Genomic DNA, 21341 nt, shown 5'->3' on the forward strand with positions numbered 1-21341 from the left:
CTCAGCATGACGTTCGGATAGAGATAAACACCATGCATCAGCAATCCATCGACCGGCGCGAATACAACATCACGGCCTACACCGAGAACCAGGTGGGGCTGCTGAACCGCATTGCCATCCTGTTCTCCCGGCGCAAAATCAACATCGAGAGCCTCAACACCTCGCCTTCCGAAATTGAAGGCATTCACCGCTTCAACCTGGTAGTGGTGGAAACCGAGGAGGTAGTGCGCAAGATTGCCCGCCAGATGGAAAAGCAGGTGGAGGTCCTGAAAGTGTACTTCAACCCGAACGAGGACGTCATCTGGCAGGAAATGGCCCTCTACAAAGTGCCCACCGACGTTATTGCCGAGCGGGCCCTGGTGGAGCGGCTGCTGCGGGAGCACGGGGCCCGCGCCGTGGTCATCCGCAAGGATTACACGGTGTTTGAAACCACCGGCCACCGCGAGGAAACCGACAAGCTCCTGACGGTGCTGCAGCCCTACGGCCTGATTGAGTTTGTGCGCTCGGCCCGCATTGCCATCATCAAGAGCAGCCAGGGCTTCCACCACAAGCTCCGCGAGTTCGAGCGCACGGAGCCCGGCCCCGAGGTCAGCGAAAACGACTACCTCAACAGCCGGGGCCAGGTGTTCACGATGTAGGCCACTGACTGCCTAAAAGGACGGTCATGCTTGATCTGGCGTCCGCTTGTCGAAGCATCTCTCCCGATTCGTCCGACTGTCATGTCGAGCTTGTCGAGACATCTCGCTCGCGTCACTGGATTGCTATACAACAGCACCATGCGAGATGTCTCGACAAGCTCGACATGACGGCCGAAAGTGGCAAACACTACACACTCCATAGCTCAGGGGTTAAACCCTGAGTCAATGAACGACAAGAAATCAATTTCATCTTCCAACCCAATACCCAACCTTATGGCAACCATCAACTTTGGCGGCGTAGAAGAGCACGTAGTTACCCGCGACGAATTTCCCCTGGAGAAAGCCCGCGCTATCCTGAAAGAGGATACTATTGCCGTGCTTGGCTACGGCGTGCAGGGGCCCGGCCAGGCCCTGAACCTGCGCGACAACGGCTTCCGCGTCATCATTGGGCAGCGCCGCGACTCCGCTTCCTGGCAGAAAGCCGAGGCCGATGGCTGGGTGGAAGGCGAAACCCTGTTTAGCATTGAAGAAGCCGCCGCGCGGGGTACCATCCTGGCCAACCTGCTCTCCGACGCCGGCCAGATTGCCGTGTGGCCCACCCTGAAAAAGCACCTGACAGCGGGCAAAACCCTGTACTTCTCCCACGGCTTCGGCATCACCTTCAACGACCAGACCGGCATCATTCCGCCCCCGGATGTGGACGTAATTCTGGTGGCCCCGAAGGGTAGCGGCACCAGCCTGCGCCGCCTGTTTGTGGCGGGCGGCGGCCTGAACTCGTCGTTTGCCGTGTACCAGGACGCCACGGGCCAAGCCTATGAGAAGGCCATTGCGCTGGGTATCGGGGTGGGCTCGGGCTACCTGTTCGAGACGGACTTCAAGCGCGAAGTGTACTCCGACCTTACCGGTGAGCGGGGCGTGCTGATGGGTGCTTTAGCAGGTATCATTGAGGCCCAGTACCAGGTGCTGCGCCAGCGCGGCCACTCCCCCTCCGAGGCCTTCAACGAAACCGTGGAAGAACTTACCCAGAGCCTCGTGCCGCTGGTAGGCGAAAACGGCATGGACTGGATGTTCAGCAACTGCTCCGTAACCGCCCAGCGCGGCGCCCTCGACTGGAAAGGCCGCTTCCGCGACGCTACCCTCCCCGTCCTCAACGAACTCTACGACAGCGTGGCCTCGGGCCAGGAAGCCGCCCGCACCATTCAGCGCGGCTCCACGCCCGGCTACCGCCGGGAGCTGGAAGCCGAGCTGCAGGAAGTGCGCGACTCGGAGCTGTGGCAGACCGGCGCTACCGTGCGCGAACTGCGCTCTAAAGCCACTAAAAAGGTAGAGGAAGGCTACGCGCTTTTCGCTGAAGGCAACTAGCTGCGGACGCCTGAGCCAAGAAAGGCTACCCCGCTGATGACCGCACCCGATAGGCCGTTAAAGACCTAGGCATGAGCTTGGGCTTCGTGTTTCTGATTAAGAAGGGGGTAGGAAAAACCGATGGCTGTCCTACCCCCTCTTTCTTAAGAAAACGTCGGCCTCTGGGCCGGTTGTTCATAGAACCGGCGCCGCAGCTCAATCAGTAAGTTTTCCGTTCGTGCGCGGTCCGGAGCTTCTGGCAGGGTAGCAACGGCAAACGCGGCGTCCACCTGCTGCACTAGTTTCTCGGCGTCGGCTACCAGTTCCGTGTACTCGAACTCGCCCTTGCGGATGCGCAGCAGGTAGTCCCGGTCGGGACGGCGGACGTGCAGTTGGCCGGTGGTGGCAATTTCCAGGGCCGTGCGCAACAGGCGAAATACGTGCAGCATGTTCTTGGCATCGTAGTTTTTGCCGTGCTGCACCGTGTTTTCGTAGCGCTCGGCGTTGCGCCGCGCCACCCAATCCCAATATTCCTTGTACACGCGGTAATAGGTAGAGTAGCCGTTGCGGTTAAAGGACAGGTAGGCCACCGGCACCTCTCCTTTCGGCACGGCCGAAAGAAGCACATCGTTGGAAGTTTCCGCATCGCGCAGCAAGCCCCGGTAGCCTTTGGGCGCGGCGGGGTCAGCATCCACGAATAGGGCGTAAAGGTCGGTTAGGTGCGAAACCTTGGCTAGGCCACACTGCGCGGCTTGCAACCCTTGGCGCGCCAGCCACTGCTCCACGGGCTGGGCACCGGCGCCCACGGTTACGTAGCAGAAATCCAGCACCGATTTGCGGGCCGGCGGCTCGGGGTTATTGATCTTCTTATTGAGCCCCTGGGCCTTGCGAATCTGGGCTACGGCGTATTCAGCAAAGGTTTGGCGGCAAAGCTTGGACAGAAAATCCTCCGCCCGAAACGCTGCGAACAGGGGGTGTTGGTAGCGGATGCAGTCCGGCGGAGTACCCAGGATTTCCAGGGCCGTGGGGTTGTTTTTCAGCAACAGCTCCACGAAACGGCGCAGCTCATAAAACACCTCGTCGTTGGTGGCATTGGCTACCTGAGGCACGTAGTCGAGACCGTAAAAGTCCCGTTCTGGCAAGATGAATACGCCCTTCAAATCCGTATCGGAATGAGGCAAGTCGGTACCATAGGCCCGGCTGCCGCTGACGGCTTCCAGCAGAATCAGGTTGTGGCGACGCAGGTAGGCAATGTCAATCACGGAATTAACGAGGTAGTAGATGAGAAGCGCTTGGCTCAGGCCGGAAAAGCAGCGGCTAACCAGTGCTGAAACAGCTGGTTCAGATCGGCAACAGGATCAGTGCCGATTGGCACGGGCAGCGTGTCGCGGGCCTGCTGGCAGGCCGCGTACTCTTCCTGCAGGAAACTCAGCATGGCGGGGGAAAGAAGCACGGTGGCCTTTTCGGCAGCATGAGCTTTTTCTATCAGCAAGTGGGCTACCTCTTCGTGCAAGGAAGGGGGTAGCACCGCGAGCAGCTCTGCTAGTTGCATGGGCGGCACGGTCTGCCGCTGCCGAATCCAGCGGGCGGCCAGCCCCGCGCGCAGAGCATAGAATAAGCGCTTGAGTCGAACTTCCGGCGCGGTGAAATCAGTTTCTAGCCCTCGCCTTACCAGTCCCAGGTAGTGGTGCAAGCCTGCCCGCAGGTTAAAGGCGCGAGGCAGCTTCGGTTGGAGTTGAGCCCGAAAATCCAGCGCCTCCCGGTAAACTATCGGCGACTGTACCCACTCAAACAGCGCTGAATTGGAATTTCGCAGTAGTTTCAGCGCCTTGCGCAGCTCCCAGCCGCCCAGGTCCAGCAGCGCATCCACCGGGAAGTTGAGGGTATCGGAGGCTTCTTCCAGAGTCAGGTACCAGCTGGTGGGGTGGCAGTAAATAAAGCGCACGTCGTAGTCCGAGTCGGGAGAAGGGAAGCCCCAGGCCCGGCTGCCCGACTCGCAGGCGTAGAGCACCCGAACGCCGTGGGTGGCTTCTACTTCCTGCAGGGCGTGCTGAATGCGGGTGTGCATGGCGTCGTTCATCAGAGGCGGGGGTCAATGGCTTCACTTTCCAGAGCCAGCACGCCGAACACGCACTGGTGCACCTCGCGCAAGGGGGCTCCCGCCACGAAGCGCTCCAGGCCTTCCACGCCCAGGGCAAATTCCCGCAGGGCCAGGTTGCGCTTGGTTTTCACGGCCCGCTCGCGCAGGCGCTCCAGGTTGCCCGGCAGCAGGTAGTCGGGGCCGTAGATGATGCGCAGGTATTCGCGGCCCCTACACTTCAGGGCGGGCTGCACCAGGTGTTTGCGCCCGGCCGGGATGAAATCGTAGGGCTTAACCACCATGCCTTCGCCTCCGGCGGCGGTCAGGTCGGTCCACCACTGGGTGGCGGCTTCCACATCGGTGATATCCGCCAGGTTTACCACCCGGTAAGGGGTAGCGCGCAGTAGGCCTTCATCGGCGAGGCAGAGGGCCCGCAGGGTTTCCATGTGCCAGGCGTGGTCCTTATCGAAATAGGTGCGGCCTTCGGTGGCCAGCAGGTGGAAGGGCGCCAGGCGCAGATCGGCCACGCTTTCTACCGGCCAGCAGTAGCGGCGGTAGGCCTCGGCATAGTGCTCGGCGGCCGCTTGCCGAGCTGTGGTGCGGGCCAGTAGCGCCTCAATACCATCCAGATTGCGCGTGGCAGCCTGGGCTAGTACGCCAGCTGCAACCGGCAGAGCAGCCGTGGCGGCCGCAGCTACGGCGGCGTATTGGTTTTTTATCAGTTCCTGCGCTTTTGCCGACCACGGCAGCAGCTCAGCATCTAGGCACAGCCAATCGGTGCTGAACTTCTCCCAGAAGCCCGCGGTAGTCAGCGCCTCCTGCAGGCGGGCCAGGAAGGCTGTTTCCAGAACGGTGTCGTTGAAGAAGTTGCGGCCGGTGCGGGTGTAGCATTTGCCGGGCCCCTCGCCTACTACCCCAAAACGGCGGCGGGCGGCGTCTTCATCTTTGGCCAGCACCACTACCACGCGGCTGCCCATGTGCTTTTCCTCACACACTACCCGCTGCACATCCTGGCGGCGGAAATAGTCGAAGGCTTCGGCGGGGTGCTCCAGCAGGTCGGGCAGGGCGCTGGTTTCGGAGGGCGACATGGTGGGCGGCAGGTAGAGGAGCCACTTAGGGTTCAGGGCGAAGCGGCTCATGACTTCCAGGGCCGCCACGCCGTTTTCTTCCCGGATGGTAACGGACGGCAGCAGGCGGGTGCGGATAATCTGCTTGCCGGTAACGTCGCGGATATCGAGCAGGTCGTCGTGCTGCTGCTGGGCGGTGAGTTGAGTTGACAGTTGCGAGTTGCCGGTTGCCAGTTCGTTCTTTTGGCTACTTATGCCATTACCGGCAACTGGCACCTGGGAACTGACAACTGATAGGGGCCGTACCGGCTCGCAGTACACCTGCGCGGCCGGCACCGTTACCAGCTCCCGCTCGGGGTAGCGCAAGGCCGTCAGCCTACCCCCGAATACGCAGCCGGTGTCGATATCAATGGTGTTGTTGAGCCACTCGGGTTCCGGCACGGGCGTGTGGCCGTACACCACCATAGCGCGGCCGCGGTACTCGGAGGCCCAGTTGTAGCGCACGGGCAAGCCAAACTCGTCGATTTCGCCCGTTGTTTCCCCGAACAACGCAAAGGCGCGCACGGCCCCGGAGCCCCTACCCTGCATATCTTCCCGAAGCCCGGCGTGGGCCACCACCAGTTTGCCGCCATCGAGTACGTAGTGGCTGACCAATCCATCAAGAAACTGGCGCACCTGGTTTTTAAACGTATCCGACTCGCCGGCCAGCTGCTGGAGGGTTTCGGCAAAACCGTGCTTATCATTTACCTGCTTGCCGCCCAGGTGGCGCAGCAGCTTGATATCGTGGTTGCCGGGTACGCACAGCGCCGTGCCGTCCTGCACCATACGCATAACCAGCCGCAACACTTGCGGTGAAGCCGGGCCGCGGTCCACTAAGTCGCCCAGGAACAGGGCGCGGCGGCCCGCGGGCGCCTGCACGCGCACACCCAGGTCGCGCACATCTGCCATGGGTTCGGCTTCCACGGAGTAACCTAGCTTGGTGAGCAACTGCACCAGCTCGTCGTAGCAGCCGTGCACGTCGCCGATGATGTCGAAGGGCCCGGTATCATGCTTGCGGTTGTTGTAGAGCGGGTCGCGCACTACGGACTGCACAGCATCGATTTCCTCGGTACCGCGCAGGTGGTAGATGTGGCGGAAGCCTTCCGCCTTCAGAGTTTTCAGGCTCCGCCGCAACTGCTGGCGCTGCTGCGGAATTACGTGGCGACCGATGTGCATGCGCTCCGCCCGGACGCGGTTGCGGTCCTCGGCCACACGGTCGGGCACGTCTAGAATTATAGCCGTGGGTAGCACATGATAGTCGCGGGCCAGCTGCACGAGCGTTTTGCGGGCCTCGGGCTGTACATTGGTGGCATCTACCACCGTGAGTAGGCCGCGCTTCAGGCGCAGCCCCACCAGGTAGTGCAGCAGAGCAAAGGCATCGGGCGTGGCCGACTGGTCGTTTTCATCATCGGCCACCAACTCCCGGCATTGGTCCGAGGAGACGATTTCGGAAGATCGAAATAAGCGGCGGGCAAACGTGCTTTTTCCCGCCCCGGAGGTGCCAATCAGCAACACCAGGGACAGTTAGGGCAGCTTAAGAGAAGTCAAGGACATGAAACTAACAATAGGAGCCGCAGGAACAGAGCTACCTCCGCGGCTCGCATAAAAAACCTGAATTACCGCTCGAATACCGCAAGCTGGGAGGGTGCACCAACTTCGGCTACCTCCGGGCCTAGCGCTTCAACCCGCACCCGGTAGCCGTTGCGCTCGGCCACACCAGCGGCCCACTCCCGGAACTGCGCCTGCGTCCACTCAAAGCGGTGGTCGGTGTGCCGGAATTGGCCGGCGGACAGGGTTTCGTAGCGCTGGTTGTAGTCGGCGTTGGGGGTAGTAACCAGCACCGCGCCGGGCTGGGCCCGGGCAAACACTACCTGCTCGAAGGCGGCCAACCGGCTTTCATCCAGGTGCTCAATCACCTCCACTACGGCGGCGGCATCGTAGCCATTCAGGCGCGGGTCGTGGTAGAGCAAGGAACCTTGAGTGAGCGTCAGTCGCTCGCGCTGGCGTGGGGGCATCTCGGCTACGTGCAGCCGGTCCTGGGCCCGCTGCAGCTCCCGGTGCGAAACGTCCATTCCCAACACATGCTCTACGTGCGGAATAGCCAGCAGCCGGCGCACCAGCTTGCCTTCGCCGCAGCCCAAATCCAGGACGCGCTTGGCCCCCAGCCGCCGGATTTCCTCCGCCACCCGGTCCAAACGGATATCGTGCAGGCTTTGCTTTTCTCGGGCCGCTGGCTGGCCTAGGTTGTGCGTCGCCTCAGCACCCGAGGGGTTTGCGGTTTCCAGCGAGTCGAAATCAGAGGATTCTTCGCTCAAGGGCTCGTCGCCTTCCAGCAGCCGCTCCAGGGTAGGGTTCACATACTGAGCCAGGTTGCGCAGGTAGCGGCGGGTGATGAACTCCCGGTCGGGGTGCTGGGGCAGCCAGGCGGCGCCCCGGTGCAGCAGCTTCTCGGCCTCGCTGGCGTTTACCCAGTAGTGCTTGTCGTTGTCGAGCACCGGAATCAGTACGTACAGGTGGGACAGCAGATCCTGCAGGCGCAGGGCAGCGTGGCGCAAACGCAGCGTGAAGTAGCGGCTGTCGCCCCATTCCGGCACTGTGGGGTCCAGGGCGTGCGCTTCGGTGGTTACTTCGTAGCCCAAGGGGCTGAACAGGCGCTGCAGCTGCTCGGCGTTGGCAGCGGGCATCACGGCTACGGTGGCTTCCAGAGGTAGCAGCGTATCGGGCAACTCAGGGCGGTCCTTGCAGGTGCCGTTCATGGCGGTGTTAAACGCCTTGGACAGGGCCGTGCTCAGAAATGACGACGCCACGTAGGGCCGGTCGTTCACGTACTGCTCCAGCGCGAAACCCTCGCCGGCCGGACCACGGTGGCTGCGCACGAGAGCCACGGGGTCGATGTCGAGTAGCAGGGCCACCGTGCAGCGCTCGGGGGTAGCCTCCGGATAAAAGAGATGCGCCTGTCCCGCCGCAATGTCCAGGGACTGCAGCCGGGCCGGGTTCTTATGCAGCAGATAGCCTAAATCAGTGGCGGGTTGATGAGTGGTGGTAATGGTTAATAGCATCGGGTAGCGCTAGAAGTAGGCCTACTGGTGGGCCTGCGGCCGAAGATAGGGCTTCGGGTGCGGCTCTCCTGCCGGGGGCTGAAGTCCTTTTTGCTTTCAGGCCCTGCTTGTGGGTGTACAGCTGGCCCAGCACCGAACCACCACGCCAGGCCCTACCCCTACTTATCGGCGAGAAGCCCCGTTCTTTCTTGCTTTTGCCATTGTATCCACACCAAACGCTAATTGCTTATAATCAAGTACTTAGAAAATAAAATCATCGTTTTAGAAATAGTAACCGCGTCAGCCGCTGGTTTTTGCTGAAGCGCCCAGGCCATGTACTTGCGGGCAGCATTTTTCGCTGACTGAACCCCAGAGACATGGCAACTCAGAAAATCCACATCTTCGACACGACCCTGCGCGACGGGGAACAGGTGCCGGGCTGCAAGCTGAACCGCGACGAGAAACTCCTCATTGCCCGACAGCTAGAGCTACTGGGTGTAGATGTAATTGAGGCAGGTTTTCCGGTATCGAGCCCCGGCGACTTTACGGCAGTGGCGGCCATTGCGGCTCAAACGCGCTACGCGACGGTCTGCGGCCTTTCGAGGGCGGTGGAGAATGATATCATCACGGCCGCCGAGGCGTTGAAATCAGCCAAGTACCCGCGCATTCACACCGGTATTGGCACCTCCGATTCGCACATCCGATTCAAGCTCTGCACTACCCCCGAGAAAGTATTGGAGCGCGCGGTGGCGGCGGTAAAGCTGGCCAAGTCCTTCGTGGAAGACGTGGAGTTCTACGCCGAAGACGCGGGGCGCACGGATAACGAGTTCCTGGCCCGAGTCTGCGAGGCCGCTATTCGCGCCGGTGCCACCGTGCTGAATATTCCCGATACTACCGGCTACTGCTTGCCTAGTGAGTACGGCGCTAAGATCAAGTACTTGGTGGATAACGTGCGCGGCATTGAGCATGTGCGCCTTTCCACCCATTGCCACAATGATTTGGGCATGGCCACGGCCAACTCCATTGCGGGGGTACTCAATGGTGCTCAGCAGGTAGAATGCACCATCAATGGCGTAGGTGAGCGAGCCGGCAATACGGCCCTGGAAGAAGCCGTGATGGTGCTCCGCCAGCACCCCTACCTCAACTTCGAGACGGGCATCAACACCAAGCTGCTAGCTGAAACCTCGGCCATGGTGTCGCACCTGATGAGCATGCCAGTGCAGCCCAACAAGGCCATTGTGGGCGCCAACGCGTTTTCGCACTCCAGCGGCATCCACCAGGATGGCGTTATCAAGCACCGCGAAACCTACGAAATCATTAACCCGCGCGAAGTGGGCATGCCCGATTCCAGCATTGTGCTGACGGCCCGCTCCGGCCGCGCGGCCCTGGCCTACCGCCTCCAGAAAATCGGCTACGACTTCGACCGCACCGCCCTCAACAAGGCCTACGCCTCCTTCCTCGTGCTGGCCGACCGCCAGAAGGAAGTGGTAGACGAAGACTTGCACGTGATGGTGGAGCAGGAGCAGCTGGTGGCGGTAGGATAGCAGAATGCAATGGAACGTCATCCTGAGATTGCCGAAGCATCTTATCACGCAAGGGCAACAAGGAACAGGAAGATAGGCTTAGAAACGGCTCGTGCTAACGTGATAAGATCCTTCGCAAGCTCAGGATGACGTGCTTTTTCTAAGTCAATATCAGTACCCTCCTACCCTCCTACCCTCCTACCCTCCTACCCTCCTACCCTCCTACCCTCCTACCCTCTACTCACCCACCCCTCTCTCATGGCGAAGACCTTGTTTGATAAAATCTGGGACGCGCACGTGGTGCGCGAAGTAGCCGGCGGCCTCACGGTGTTTTACATCGACCGCCACCTGATTCACGAAGTAACCAGCCCCCAGGCGTTTGACGAGCTAACGGCCCGCGGCCTCACGCTGCGCCGCCCGGAGCAGATAGTAGCCACCGCCGACCACAACGTGCCCACGCGCCACCAAAATCAACCCATTCAGGACCCGCTGTCCCGCTCCCAGGTGGATAAGCTCACGGAAAACTGCGCCACGTTTGGGGTGGAACTCTACGGCCTGGGCCACCAGTACCAGGGCATTGTGCACGTGATTGGGCCGGAGCTGGGCATTACGCAGCCGGGCCTGACCATGGTGTGCGGCGACAGTCACACCTCTACCCATGGCGCGTTTGGGACCATTGCCTTTGGCATCGGCACGAGCCAAGTGACGCAGGTCATGGCCTCGCAGTGCCTGCTGCTCGACAAGCCCAAGCGCATGCGCATCACCCTGGATGGCGACCTGCGGCCCGGCGTAACGGCCAAGGATTTGATTCTGTACGTGATTTCGCAACTGGGCACCGGCGGCGCCACCGGCTACTTCGTGGAGTACGCGGGCAGCGCCATCCGCGGCCTGAGCATGGAAGGCCGCATGACGGTCTGCAACATGAGCATTGAGATGGGTGCCCGCGGCGGCCTCATCGCCCCCGATGCTACCACGTTCGAGTACGTGAAAGGTCGCCGGTTCGCGCCCCAGGGCGAGAACTGGGACCGGGCCGTGGCCTACTGGCAGACCCTGTACTCGGACGAAGATGCGGTGTTCGATGCCGAGCTGCAGTTCGATGCCTCGGCTATTCAGCCCATGATTACCTATGGCACCAACCCCGGCATGGGCATTCCGCTCTCGGCCAGCATTCCGGTGCTCAACGGGGGTAGCGAGGCAACTAGCTTTGATAAGTCGTTGCGCTACATGGGGTTTCAGCCGGGCGAGTCATTGCTGGGCAAGGAAATCAACTACGTGTTCATCGGCAGCTGCACCAACTCGCGCATTGAGGATTTGCGCACGGTTGCGGCCTACGTGCGGGGCAAGCAGAAGGCAGCCCACGTGGAGGCCATCATCGTGCCCGGCTCCAAGCAAGTAGAGCAGCAGGCCATTGCCGAGGGCCTCGACAAGGTGCTGGCCGACGCCGGCTTTGAGCTGCGTGAACCGGGCTGCAGCGCCTGCCTGGCCATGAACGACGACAAGATTCCGGCCGGCGCCTACTGCGTCTCCACCTCCAACCGCAACTTCGAAGGTCGCCAGGGCCCCGGCGCCCGCACCCTGCTGGCCTCGCCCCTGGTAGCGGCTATCACGGCGGTAGAAGGCCGCCTAGTTGATATCACGCAGTATTTGAACTAGTACTAGCAGCTAGCTCCCCTCCTCAGATGAGGAGGGGCTGGGGGTGGTTGACCAATCGTTGTTTACTAACAACGTCATTCCGAGCGTAGCCGAGGAATCTCGCGTGCTGATGTTGGATTACTAGCCCAACGAGTCGAGCGAGATGTCTCGACAAGCTCGACATGACGATCAGAAGATTTGTTCTTGCAGTAGTCCCCCGGCCTTTCCTGCCTCCCCTATCATAATCTCTCACCCCATGGAAAAATTCCAAACACTGCGCTCCGGCGTGGTGCCGCTTCCGATAGAAAATGTGGATACCGACCAGATCATTCCGGCGCGCTTTCTGAAGGCGACGACTCGTGAAGGTTTCGGTGCGAATCTCTTTGCCGACTGGCGCTACACTGCCGACGGGCAGCCTAAGTCGGACTTCGTGCTTAATGACGCCCGCTACCAAGGCCATCAGATTCTGCTGGCCGGTAAGAACTTCGGGTGTGGCTCCAGTCGGGAGCACGCCGCCTGGGCTTTATATGACGCCGGATTCCGGGTAGTCATCAGCAGCTACTTCGCTGATATTTTCCGGGGTAATGCGCTGAACACGGGTCTGCTGCCCCTGCAGGTTTCGGATGAGGTGCTGCAGGGCCTGTTCGAGGTGGTAGCCCAAGACTCACAGACCGCCTTGACGGTGGATTTGCAGACGCAAACCCTGACGGTACCCGGCTGGGACGAGGTGATTTACTTCGAGTTGGACCCTTACAAAAAAGAGTGCCTGCTCAACGGGTACGACGACATCGATTTTCTCATTAGCCAGGAGGCGGCCATCACGGCTTTTGAACAGCAACGGTCATGGGTATTCTAAGCAAACGCATTGTCGTGTTGCCGGGCGACGGCATTGGTCCGGAGGTGTGTAGCGAGGCCGTGCGCGTGCTGCGGGCCGTATCCAGCCGCTTCGGCCACGAGTTCGGGTTTGACTACCAGCTCATGGGCGCCTGCGCCATCGACGCCACCGGCTCGCCCCTACCCGACGCAACCCTGGACGCCTGCCGCCGCGCCGACGCCGTGCTACTCGGGGCAATCGGTGACCCCAAGTACGACAACGACCCCACGGCCAAAGTGCGCCCCGAGCAGGGCCTGCTAGGCCTGCGCAAGGCCCTGGGCCTGTACGCCAACATCCGCCCCATCACGGCCTACGACCAGCTGTTGGAGCACTCCCCACTGAAAGCGGAGCGCATTCAGGGCACTGATATTCTGATTTTTCGGGAGCTGACCGGCGGCATCTACTTTGGCGAGAAAGGCCGCAGCGAGGACCGCACCTGGGCCTACGACCACTGTACGTACTCAAGAGATGAAATCCTACGCATTGCGCACCGGGCCTTCCGGGCGGCCGAAACGCGCCGCCACCAGCTCACGCTCGTGGACAAGGCCAACGTGCTGGAAACTTCCCGCCTGTGGCGCGAGACTGTGCAAAGCATTGCCCCTGAGTACCCCAGCGTGGCCCTCGACTACCTGTTCGTTGACAACGCAGCCATGCAGATCATTCTCAACCCAAAGCAGTTTGACGTTATCCTGACGGAGAACATGTTTGGCGATATTATTTCGGATGAGGCCTCAGTAATTGCGGGCTCGCTAGGCCTGTTGCCGTCGGCCTCGGTGGGTGACGGGGCGGCGCTGTTCGAGCCCATCCACGGCTCCTACCCCCAGGCCAAGGGCAAAGGCATTGCTAACCCCATTGCTACCATCCTCTCGGCCGCCCTGCTCCTCGACCACTTCAATTTGCAAGAGGAGGCCGACTGCGTGCGCGACGCCGTGCAGCACGCCCTCGACCAAGGGGTAGTAACGCCGGAGCTAAACCCCAGCACCCTCTATACCACCGAGCAGGTGGGCAACTTCATTGCCTACAGCGTGCTGGACATTGCCGACTGTGAGGTGCACCGCAACAACATCAAGCTCGGCATGAGCACGATTATCTAACATAACCCAGGGGTGGGTTTGTAAAGTCCGGGGGTCAGGCAGGGGTGTCTGGCGCTCGGGCTTTTTTTGTGACCTCACCCCCGGCCCCTCTCCTCGGGGAGAGGGGTGGGTTCCGGAGTCAATGAACAATTGATAATAAACAGTAATCGATAGCGACTGGGGTATCCTTCACTACTATTTGCTCATTCCGCGCGTCTGGCACCCCTCTCCCCGAGGAGAGGGGCCGGGGGTGAGGTCCACGTGGCGCTTCTCCCGCTTCACCCCGCGCCTGCGGCGCTTCGCCCTGATTTTGCTACCACCGGCGGCGGGGTTTTCGGATGTTTGATGCAGTTATCCGCTACCACAAACCTCCCTACCGCCATGACCAGCTCCCGTTTGCACTTCCTGCTCCTCACCTGCTTTCTGCTCCTGACTGGCCTAGGCCAGTTGTGGGCTCAAACCAAAGCGCCTGCCCTCAGCAACGGCCCTGCCACCTTGCTCACTTCCGACTCGGTAAAGCTGTTTGTGCAGGTGGCGGGTAAGGGCACGCCTTGCGTGTTTGTGCACGGCGGGCCGGGCGCGGGTAGCTACTCGTTTGAGAAGCTGGGCGGCAACCGGCTGGAAGATGGGATGCGCATGATCTACCTCGACCAGCGGGGGAGTGGCCGCTCCACCAGCTCTGCCCGCAAAGGCTACTCCATGGCCCGCATGATGCAGGACTTAGAGGAGCTGCGCCAGCACCTGGGGCTGCAGAAGTGGGTAGTGATGGCGCATTCGTTTGGTGGCACCATTGCTACCGCCTACGCCGCTAAATATCCCGAGCGGGTGCAGGGCCTGGTGTTGGTGAATAGTGTGCTGAACCCCTCGGCCTCCCTGGAGGCTATGCTGCAGTACGGCACCTCCCTGCTACCCCCCACTGAGCAGCCAAACCCCAATGCGCCCGTTATGCAGCGCTTTGGCATGGTGATGGGCGCGCTGCAGCAAAAGAAACTGGCCTACCAGCTCCACTACTCCGCTGATTCGCTGGCCGCCCGCGCCAGCCGGGCAGTTCGGGCGGTACCCGCCAACCAGGATTTTGCCGCTCAGGTGTTCAGCGGCCGCCTGCCCGACTACGGCCAAGACTACGCGCCCGCTACCGCCCAGCTCACCATGCCCGTGTTAGTGATAGTAGGCCAGGACGACCGCACCACGGGCACCACGCCGCAGTCGTTCCGGGCCCGGAAGCAGCAGGTTATCACGCTGCCGGGCAAGCACTACTCGTTTCTGGAGCAGCCCGCACGGTTTCAGCGGGCCGTGGTTAGCTTCGTGCAGCAGCTGCCCCGCAAACCGTAACAGATGTCCCGACCTACCGCCGAGCGCCCCACTCCCATCCGCGTAAACGACCGATGGTTTTTGCTCATCGGCATTCCGGTGCTGGCGCTGCTGGTGCTGCTGCCGCGGGGTATTCTGCACGTGCGCACGGTGCCCATTTTCCTGCTCAACTGGGTTATTTCGATTGGCTTTACGTGCGCCTTCTGGCTCACGGGCCGGGCATTATGGATAGGCTTGTTCCGGCGCTTTCCGCGCGTGGAGCAAACCACCCGCCGCCTGTGGCTGCTGGCCAGCATCAACACCCTGATTACGGCCGCCGTGACGCTGGTGCTGGGCAGCCTTGCCGGTTTGCTGCAGGGTGGGCACCTTAGCTGGTCCACGTTCTGGTACGAGTTCGGGTTGAATATGGTGCCTACCATCGTGATTCAGCTCATCTACGAAAGCTGGAATTTTTTCCGGCAGTGGGCCGAGAACGTGCGCCGGGCCGAGCAGCTCCAGAACGCCGGGGTGCAAAGTCAGCTCGAAGCTCTGCAAAGTCAGCTCGACCCGCACTTTCTTTTCAATTCCCTCAACACGCTTTCGGCCCTTATTGAGCCCGAGAACGAGCCCGCCCAGCAGTTTGTGGAGCAGCTCTCCGACGTGTACCGCTACGTGCTGCTGGCCCGGGAGCGAACCACCGTGCCGCTCAGCGAGGAGCTTGCCTTCGTGGACACCTACCTGGCCCTGCACAAAGCCCGCTTCCGCGACAACCTGCGCGTAACCCAGCACGTCCCGGCCGAGGCCCTCGGCCAGTTGGTGGCGCCGCTCAGTGTGCAGTTACTGGTAGAGAATGCTCTGAAGCACAACGTGGCCTCGCGGGAGCACCCGCTGGAGCTGCGCCTCACCGCCGACCTGGCCGCCGGCTGCTTCCTGGTAGAAAACACCCTGCGCCCCCGCACCGCCGGCCTCGCGCCCGGGACCGGCACTGGCCTACGCAACGTGCAGCACCGCTACGAGCTGTTGCGCGCGCCCAGGCCAGTAGAAATAAGTGCCACGAATGGCTGGTTTCGGGTGCGCCTGCCGCTGCTGGCGGCGCGGTAAGTTTTCAGCTAACGATTTGAACGGGGCAGGCTGAGCGCAGCCGAAGCATCTCTACCTCTGGCTAGTTTCCGGCGTGAGGACGAAGCGGTAGAGATGCTTCGACAAGCTCAGCATGACCCGTTATTTTACACTCTAAAAGTTCACCTCCCTGCCTTCCCCTACATTTCCGCTCAATGAACGTCCTACTGCTCGAAGACGAATACCCCGCCGCCGAGCGCCTGCAACGCCTGCTTCGGCAAGCCGCGCCCGAAGCACATGTGCTGGCCGTGCTCGACAGCGTGAGCAGCGCCGTGCAATGGCTCGGCCCTAACCCGGCCCCCGACCTGATCCTCTCCGATATACAGCTGGCCGACGGGCTGAGCCTGGATGTGTTTGACCAACTGGTGGTGCGCAGCCCCGTCATCTTCACCACCGCTTATGACGCCTACGCCATTCGGGCCTTCAAGGCCAACAGCGTCGACTACCTCCTCAAGCCGGTGAAACTCGCGGAACTGCAGGCGGCCCTCACCAAGCTGCGCGAGTGGCGCATGGCTCCCCCCGAAACCACCGCCGCGCCTACCCCGCCTGCGGCCGCCGCCGAGGATGACACGGCCCGCCGTTTGGAGCGACTGCTCGACGCCCTCCCCCGCCCCGACCGCCAGTACAAAACCCGCTTTCTGGTACGCAGCGGCGAGCAGCTCCTGCCCCTGGCCGTGAGTCAGGTGGCCTGGTTTCAGAGCCGCCACGAAACCACTACCCTCGCCACCACCGACAATCGCCGCTTCGTGGTGGACTACACCCTGGAGCAGCTGGAAACGCTGCTGGACCCTACCCTCTTCTTCCGGATGAACCGCCAGTTCATTGCCCAGCTGCCCGCCGTACAGCGCCTGCACCCCCACTTCAACGGCAAGCTGCTGCTGGAGCTGCAGCCCGCCCCCAGCGAGGAAGTGCTGGTCAGCCGGGAGAAGGCCGGGGCCGTGAAAAGCTGGCTGGAGGGCTAGTCCGGACCCGTTCAGGCGGCCAGGTGAGGCGGCAGACAAACCAGCCCGGCGCCCGCTAGTAGCCCCACCAGAGTTCCTACCACCAGCTCCGGCACTGTGTGCCGTTGTAACACCAGCCGCGAGGCCGCAATGAGCGTGGCTATTCCCAAAGCCAGCAGGCCCCAACCAACATGCAAATGCAGCACGGCACAGGCAAGAAAGAACGATAGGGCCGCGTGCAAGGACACCTTCAGCCAGAAGTTGAGCCCGTAGCAGAGCAGCAATTGCAGCCACACCGCCAGCAAACCGTACCGGAACTGGCCTACCGGCTGCCAAAACAAAGCGGCCGTGGCGAGGCCTACCCCACCCAACAGCACCGGGTAGAATGAACGCCGTTGCGCGCGTTGCGACACATCAAAATTAGAGTACACCCCGCGGCGCGTCTGCCAGAGGCTCCACAGGCTGATAAACAGCGTTAGGGCAACCACGCTACCAAGCACCCAGGCGGCGGCCGCGCCCTGCAGCCGCCGCCCCGCCATAAATGCAGCGAAGGCAGTGGCAGTAACCAGTGGGTGGCCCAGCCCGGAAACCACTGCCGCCATCCGGCGCACCGAAGCAGAAAAGACCATACCGCAGGCTACCGGTCCAGCCAGGCCTTGAACGCGGCTACTTTTTCACGGCTCACCAGCACGGTGTCGTTGTCGGGGGCGGTGGGTTTGAGGATGGTTTGGAGGCGGGAGTTGGTGTAGTGGATGATGTCGTGAATGGCCTCGGCGTGGGCCAGGTAGGCGCGGTTGAGACGGAAGAACTCAGTGGGGTCGAGCATGCCTTCGAGCTGTTCCAGGGTGTAGTCCACCACAAATTTGCGGCCCTCACGGGTGTGCAGCAGGGTTACTTTTTCCAGGCTGGCGAAGTAGGCAATCTGCTCCACTGGAATGGCCTTGAGGTGCTCCCCCACCCGCACCACAAACCTGGATTTATACTCCTTGGCCGGCTGGGCCTGGCGCAGCACCTGGGCCAGCAGGTTGGCATCGAAGGCGGGGGTAGCGGCCTGGCGCTGCCGCTCCAGCTTCTGCAGGGCAGTAGTAAGTTCCTCGGGGTCGATGGGCTTGAGCAGGTAATCGACGCTGTTCACCTTGAAGGCGCGCAGGGCGTACTTGTCGTAGGCCGTGGTGAAGATGACCGGGCTCTGGATGTCGAGGCGCTCGAACAGCTCGAAGCTCAGCCCATCGGCCAGGTGAATATCCAGAAACAGCACGTCGGGCGCGGGCCGCAGCGCGTGCAGCAGGGCTTCCGCCTCCGCCACCGATTCGGCTTTGCCCACTACCTCCACCGGCTGCGGCTGCTTGCGCAGCAGCTCCGTCAGGCGGCGGGCAGCCAGAGGTTCATCTTCAATAATCAGGGCACGCAGGGGGGTAACGGTTGCAGGCATAGAGGCAAGGTTTTTTTATGAATAGAGCTAGAGGCTAGCCTCACTGCAATTCCAGCACGGGCAGCACTACCCCGAACTCCGTGTCCGACTCCTCTACCCGCACCGGTTGGCTGGTGAGGAAGGCGTAGCGGGCGCACAGGTTTTTCAGGCCCAGGCCAGTGGATTCCCCATCGGGGAGGCGGCGGGGGCGGCGGATGTTGCGCACGGCCAGAGTGCGGGCGGCTTCATCTAGCTCGATGCGGATGCGGAGCGGGTCGCGCTGGGAGGTGGCGTTGTGCTTGAGGGCGTTTTCCAGCAGCAGCTGCACGGCCAGCGGGGGCACCACCAGGGTTTCGAGGGCGGCGGGGGGTAGGCGCATTTCCACCTGCACGCCCTCGCCCAGGCGGGTGCGCTGCAGATACAGGTAGGCTTCCACGAAGCGCATTTCATCGGCCAGGGGCACCACCTCCTGCTCCTGGCTGTCGAGCACGTAGCGGTACACCTGGCTGAGCTGGCGGATGAAACGGGTGGCCCGGGCGGGGTCGTTTTCCTCCACCAGGGAGGTCAGGGCGTTGAGGGAATTGAACAGGAAGTGCGGGTCGAGCTGGCGGCGGAGGCTGTCGGCCTGGGCCTGGGCGTTTTCCTTCTGCAGGCGCTCGGCCTGGGTGGTAGCATCGCGCCAGCTCAGCAGAAACGAGCGGCTGTGCATAAACAGCGACACTACCACCGTAATCAGCAGGGGCATCACGAAGGGCCGCCAGGTAATAGAGCTCAGGGGCCGGTGGTGGTAGAGCACATTGAAGCTCGTCGTGACCAGGAAAATCACAATCAACGATAGCACCAGCGACATGGACAGCGTAATCAGGAAGCGCTTGATCGGCTGAATTGTCCAGTCGACGCGGCGGTTCAGCCACTCGTTGGGGAAGCCGTTGGCCAGCCATAGCCCCGTAGTATAGAAGAAGTTATACCCGAATGTCACCAGAAAATCTTCACTCAGTACGGAGCAGCCCCGGCAGAACAGAAAGCTCAACCCCAACGATAACACTAGCATCAGGCCCAGCATGAACACCCATTTGCGGTGGGGGTAGTGCCGACCCAGGTTGCTGAGGGAGGCTTTGCGCGCGTCCAGGGCTTCGTCGGGAGTCAGGGTCGGGCGGTTCACAGGGAGGGCAGAATTAAGCATAGGGGGAAACCCGGCGGGCCAATAAAGCAAGGAAAAAGATAGATAAAACCAGCGGCGTGGCAGTGTAAGTGTTCGGCGGTGAATGTCTCTGGCCTTTTTGAGCTTCTTCCCGGTTACGCCTTTGGCTCAACTGGTGAAGTTGTGTAGAAAGCACTCAGGATGTCATGTCGAGCCCCGCGAAACATCGCGCGTGCTGAGGTTGTGGTAGTAATCAGACGTCAGCGCGCGTGATGTTTCGCGGGGCTCGACATGACGTTCTTTGCTCATTTCCTCCTGGTTATGGCACAACTCCTTGCGGTATGAGCGTAACCTGATTTACCTTACTTCACCGAGGCCGTTTCGTAGCTTTTCAGGCGGCCTTTTACCTGCCGCTCGCCCCAGTTGGGAGCCAGCACGGAGGTAGGTTTGAAGGCCGTAAAGCGCGTCTGGGCTTCCTGGAAGAGGGGCTTGGCTACGTCGGCCCCACCGCCGAACATGGAGGGCGTGTAGTACACGTTGTTGGCCTGCACCAGGTAGATGCGCGGGTTAGCGGGGTTGAGTTTCTTGGCCTGGGCCAGCGTTTCGGTCACCATTTTGGAGTACTTCATGGAGCGCAGCATGGGCGAGATGCTCAGGCGGGCCTGGTAGATGTAGGCCTGCACCACCAGCAGCTCCGATTCCTCGCCCCCTAGCTTGCGGGCCTGGGCCAGGGCCGCCTCAGCCTGGTCGAGGTACTTGTCCTTGGTTTCGTCTTCCTCCTTGCTCACGAAGGCGGTAATGGTGCGGGCGTAGGCCTGGTAGTAGCGGGGCAGCCAGTCTTTGGGGGCTACCTGGGCGGCGCGCTCCAGCTTGGCATCAGCTTGCTTGAGTTTGGCCGGGTCGCCGGTGCTCATCAGGTCCTGAATGGTGGCGGCCATCATGGCGGTGTAGGCATCAGGGTTGCCGGCCGCGGCGGGGGTAGCGGTGGGCTGCTGCGCTACGGCAGCAAACGACGAAAAGGAAGCGGCTACCAGGGTGAGGGTGAACAGGGCTTTTTTCATGGCGAGGAAGGGTTTGTGGTGGTTGATGATTCAAAGGTGGCCCAGCCCCGGCGCCAAAGAAATTTACCGTTACCGAACCGTCGGATTTACCGGATGAAGCGTAGCCGGCAGCTCCCAAGCGAAAATCAACGCGGCCCATTTCCTACCCTTTACCCCCTTCCAAACAACCCAAAACCGCCCGCGCTACCGCTATAGCCGTGGCGCGGCAGGCGCAGCCCTACCCCTCTGTTCGGCCCCAACCCCGCTCAGACAAGCAGGCCCTACCGAGCCGGTTCCGTCACGCCGATGATGACGCCGAAGTCCCCGTCCGTCTGGACCCAGTGCTGTTCCGGCAAATACGTGCGCGACACAAACCCATCGAGGTACAGAGCCGTCTGGCAACCCTGGCGCTGGAAATAGGTGGCGAAATCATGAAAGCTGACTTTCTCCTTCGACATGGCAAACAGCGCGTTGCCATTGGGCAGGATGCCTACCCCGTTGCGGATATGCAGGTTGGTGGAGTGCGGCTGGAAGGCCGGGTGCACCCGCCCGTTCAACACCAGCAGCGGCCCCGACTGCGTGGCGTAGCGCACATCCGGCACCCCAGGGAAGGCTGCGGTGGGCACAATGCCGGGCTGCCCGCCAGCCGTCAGATAAAACACCCCGTTTGGCTGCAGGTAAAAGTTTCCTACCCCCTGGGCTGTATCCAGCGGCGTGCGCACTACCCCCTGCTGCTGCAGCAACCCCAGCGGCACGTTGCCGGCTTTGTACATGCCGCCATTGGTAGCAAACAGGAGGCGCTGCCCCCGGGAAGCCAGCCACTCGCGCAGCCGCCGGATACTACGCAGCTGCTGGCCCCGCTCATCCTGCCAGTACAGGCGCAGCGTCTGCCGGCGCGGGTTTACCTGGTAGCTGACGTAGTGGCTGGGGTCAGAGGCCGCCGGCGCGTGGCCGGGCCCGCACTGCGTACCGCTCAAAAGCCCCAGCCCGGCCACCCACCGCAGCAGACGACCGGGCTGGGGGCCCTGGCTATTCCGGAATACTTTCCACCTCATGGCGCAAGTAAAGCAGGGGCAGCGTACGCGCCTACTTTC

General features: G+C 61.7%; 18 protein-coding genes. 9 read left to right on the plus strand and 9 right to left on the minus strand.

The annotated features are described in order from the left end of the window. Positions 1-32: 32 nt before the first annotated feature. Positions 33-638, plus strand: a complete 606-nt coding sequence (gene ilvN / locus GGU46_RS17480; protein WP_183404855.1) for an acetolactate synthase small subunit — start codon at positions 33-35, stop codon at positions 636-638. Between the two features lie 273 nt (positions 639-911). Continuing rightward, complete coding sequence (gene ilvC, locus GGU46_RS17485) at positions 912-2000, plus strand: ketol-acid reductoisomerase (protein ID WP_183404856.1); 1089 nt, start codon at positions 912-914, stop codon at positions 1998-2000. A gap of 143 nt (positions 2001-2143) precedes the next feature. Here ilvC and GGU46_RS17490 read toward each other — a convergent pair whose 3' ends face one another. The 4 genes from GGU46_RS17490 to GGU46_RS17505 form a co-directional block, all read right to left on the minus strand. Further along, entirely contained in the window at positions 2144-3241 is a 1098-nt protein-coding gene (locus GGU46_RS17490; RefSeq protein ID WP_317171932.1) for a DNA polymerase beta superfamily protein, read from the minus strand. 35 nt (positions 3242-3276) lie between these two features. Beyond that, a complete protein-coding gene (locus GGU46_RS17495; RefSeq protein WP_183404857.1) occupies positions 3277-4059 on the minus strand; it encodes a nucleotidyltransferase domain-containing protein in 783 nt (260 codons plus the stop codon). After that, the gene (locus GGU46_RS17500) at positions 4059-6680 is read right to left on the minus strand and encodes a polynucleotide kinase-phosphatase (protein WP_317171933.1); all 2622 of its coding nucleotides are present in this window, start codon (positions 6678-6680) and stop codon (positions 4059-4061) included. The genes GGU46_RS17495 and GGU46_RS17500 overlap by 1 nt, the downstream gene beginning before the upstream one ends. A gap of 101 nt (positions 6681-6781) precedes the next feature. Further along, the gene (locus GGU46_RS17505) at positions 6782-8224 is read right to left on the minus strand and encodes a 3' terminal RNA ribose 2'-O-methyltransferase Hen1 (RefSeq protein ID WP_183404858.1); all 1443 of its coding nucleotides are present in this window, start codon (positions 8222-8224) and stop codon (positions 6782-6784) included. A gap of 356 nt (positions 8225-8580) precedes the next feature. Here GGU46_RS17505 and GGU46_RS17510 point away from each other — a divergent pair, with 356 nt between their 5' ends. The 7 genes from GGU46_RS17510 (at position 8581) to GGU46_RS17540 (ending at position 16676) form a co-directional block, all read left to right on the plus strand. Next, a complete protein-coding gene (locus tag GGU46_RS17510) occupies positions 8581-9747 on the plus strand; it encodes a 2-isopropylmalate synthase (protein WP_183404859.1) in 1167 nt (388 codons plus the stop codon). 237 nt (positions 9748-9984) lie between these two features. Continuing rightward, complete coding sequence (gene leuC, locus GGU46_RS17515) at positions 9985-11379, plus strand: 3-isopropylmalate dehydratase large subunit (protein WP_183404860.1); 1395 nt, start codon at positions 9985-9987, stop codon at positions 11377-11379. A gap of 235 nt (positions 11380-11614) precedes the next feature. Next, positions 11615-12214 carry a 3-isopropylmalate dehydratase small subunit gene (gene leuD, locus GGU46_RS17520; protein WP_183404861.1) on the plus strand — a complete coding sequence of 200 codons (600 nt, stop codon included), beginning with the start codon at positions 11615-11617 and terminating at the stop codon, positions 12212-12214. Next, positions 12202-13326 carry a 3-isopropylmalate dehydrogenase gene (gene leuB / locus GGU46_RS17525; RefSeq protein WP_183404862.1) on the plus strand — a complete coding sequence of 375 codons (1125 nt, stop codon included), beginning with the start codon at positions 12202-12204 and terminating at the stop codon, positions 13324-13326. The genes leuD and leuB overlap by 13 nt, the downstream gene beginning before the upstream one ends. 360 nt (positions 13327-13686) lie before the next feature. Further along, on the plus strand, positions 13687-14637 hold the full coding sequence (locus GGU46_RS17530) for an alpha/beta fold hydrolase (RefSeq protein WP_183404863.1): 951 nt from the start codon (positions 13687-13689) through the stop codon (positions 14635-14637). Between the two features lie 3 nt (positions 14638-14640). Beyond that, positions 14641-15696 carry a sensor histidine kinase gene (locus GGU46_RS17535; protein WP_183404864.1) on the plus strand — a complete coding sequence of 352 codons (1056 nt, stop codon included), beginning with the start codon at positions 14641-14643 and terminating at the stop codon, positions 15694-15696. A gap of 173 nt (positions 15697-15869) precedes the next feature. Continuing rightward, positions 15870-16676, plus strand: coding sequence for a LytR/AlgR family response regulator transcription factor (locus GGU46_RS17540; protein ID WP_183404865.1), 807 nt, complete (start codon positions 15870-15872; stop codon positions 16674-16676). 11 nt (positions 16677-16687) lie between these two features. On the opposite strand, the gene GGU46_RS17545 is transcribed toward GGU46_RS17540, so the two are convergent. The 5 genes from GGU46_RS17545 to GGU46_RS17565 form a co-directional block, all read right to left on the minus strand. Beyond that, a complete protein-coding gene (locus GGU46_RS17545) occupies positions 16688-17284 on the minus strand; it encodes a hypothetical protein (RefSeq protein ID WP_183404866.1) in 597 nt (198 codons plus the stop codon). 8 nt (positions 17285-17292) lie between these two features. Then, on the minus strand, positions 17293-18087 hold the full coding sequence (locus GGU46_RS17550; RefSeq protein WP_246399084.1) for a LytR/AlgR family response regulator transcription factor: 795 nt from the start codon (positions 18085-18087) through the stop codon (positions 17293-17295). A gap of 40 nt (positions 18088-18127) precedes the next feature. Beyond that, positions 18128-19228: a sensor histidine kinase gene (locus GGU46_RS22495; RefSeq protein WP_183404867.1), complete on the minus strand. Its 1101-nt coding sequence runs from the start codon at positions 19226-19228 to the stop codon at positions 18128-18130. A 341-nt stretch (positions 19229-19569) separates the two neighbouring features. Continuing rightward, positions 19570-20268 (minus strand): hypothetical protein, encoded by a 699-nt coding sequence (locus GGU46_RS17560; RefSeq protein WP_183404868.1) that lies wholly within the window; start codon positions 20266-20268, stop codon positions 19570-19572. 260 nt (positions 20269-20528) lie between these two features. Beyond that, positions 20529-21302: a phosphodiester glycosidase family protein gene (locus GGU46_RS17565; protein ID WP_183404869.1), complete on the minus strand. Its 774-nt coding sequence runs from the start codon at positions 21300-21302 to the stop codon at positions 20529-20531. Between the last annotated feature and the right edge of the window lie 39 nt (positions 21303-21341).

This window comes from Hymenobacter latericoloratus (assembly GCF_014199535.1).
Taxonomy (GTDB): domain Bacteria; phylum Bacteroidota; class Bacteroidia; order Cytophagales; family Hymenobacteraceae; genus Hymenobacter; species Hymenobacter latericoloratus.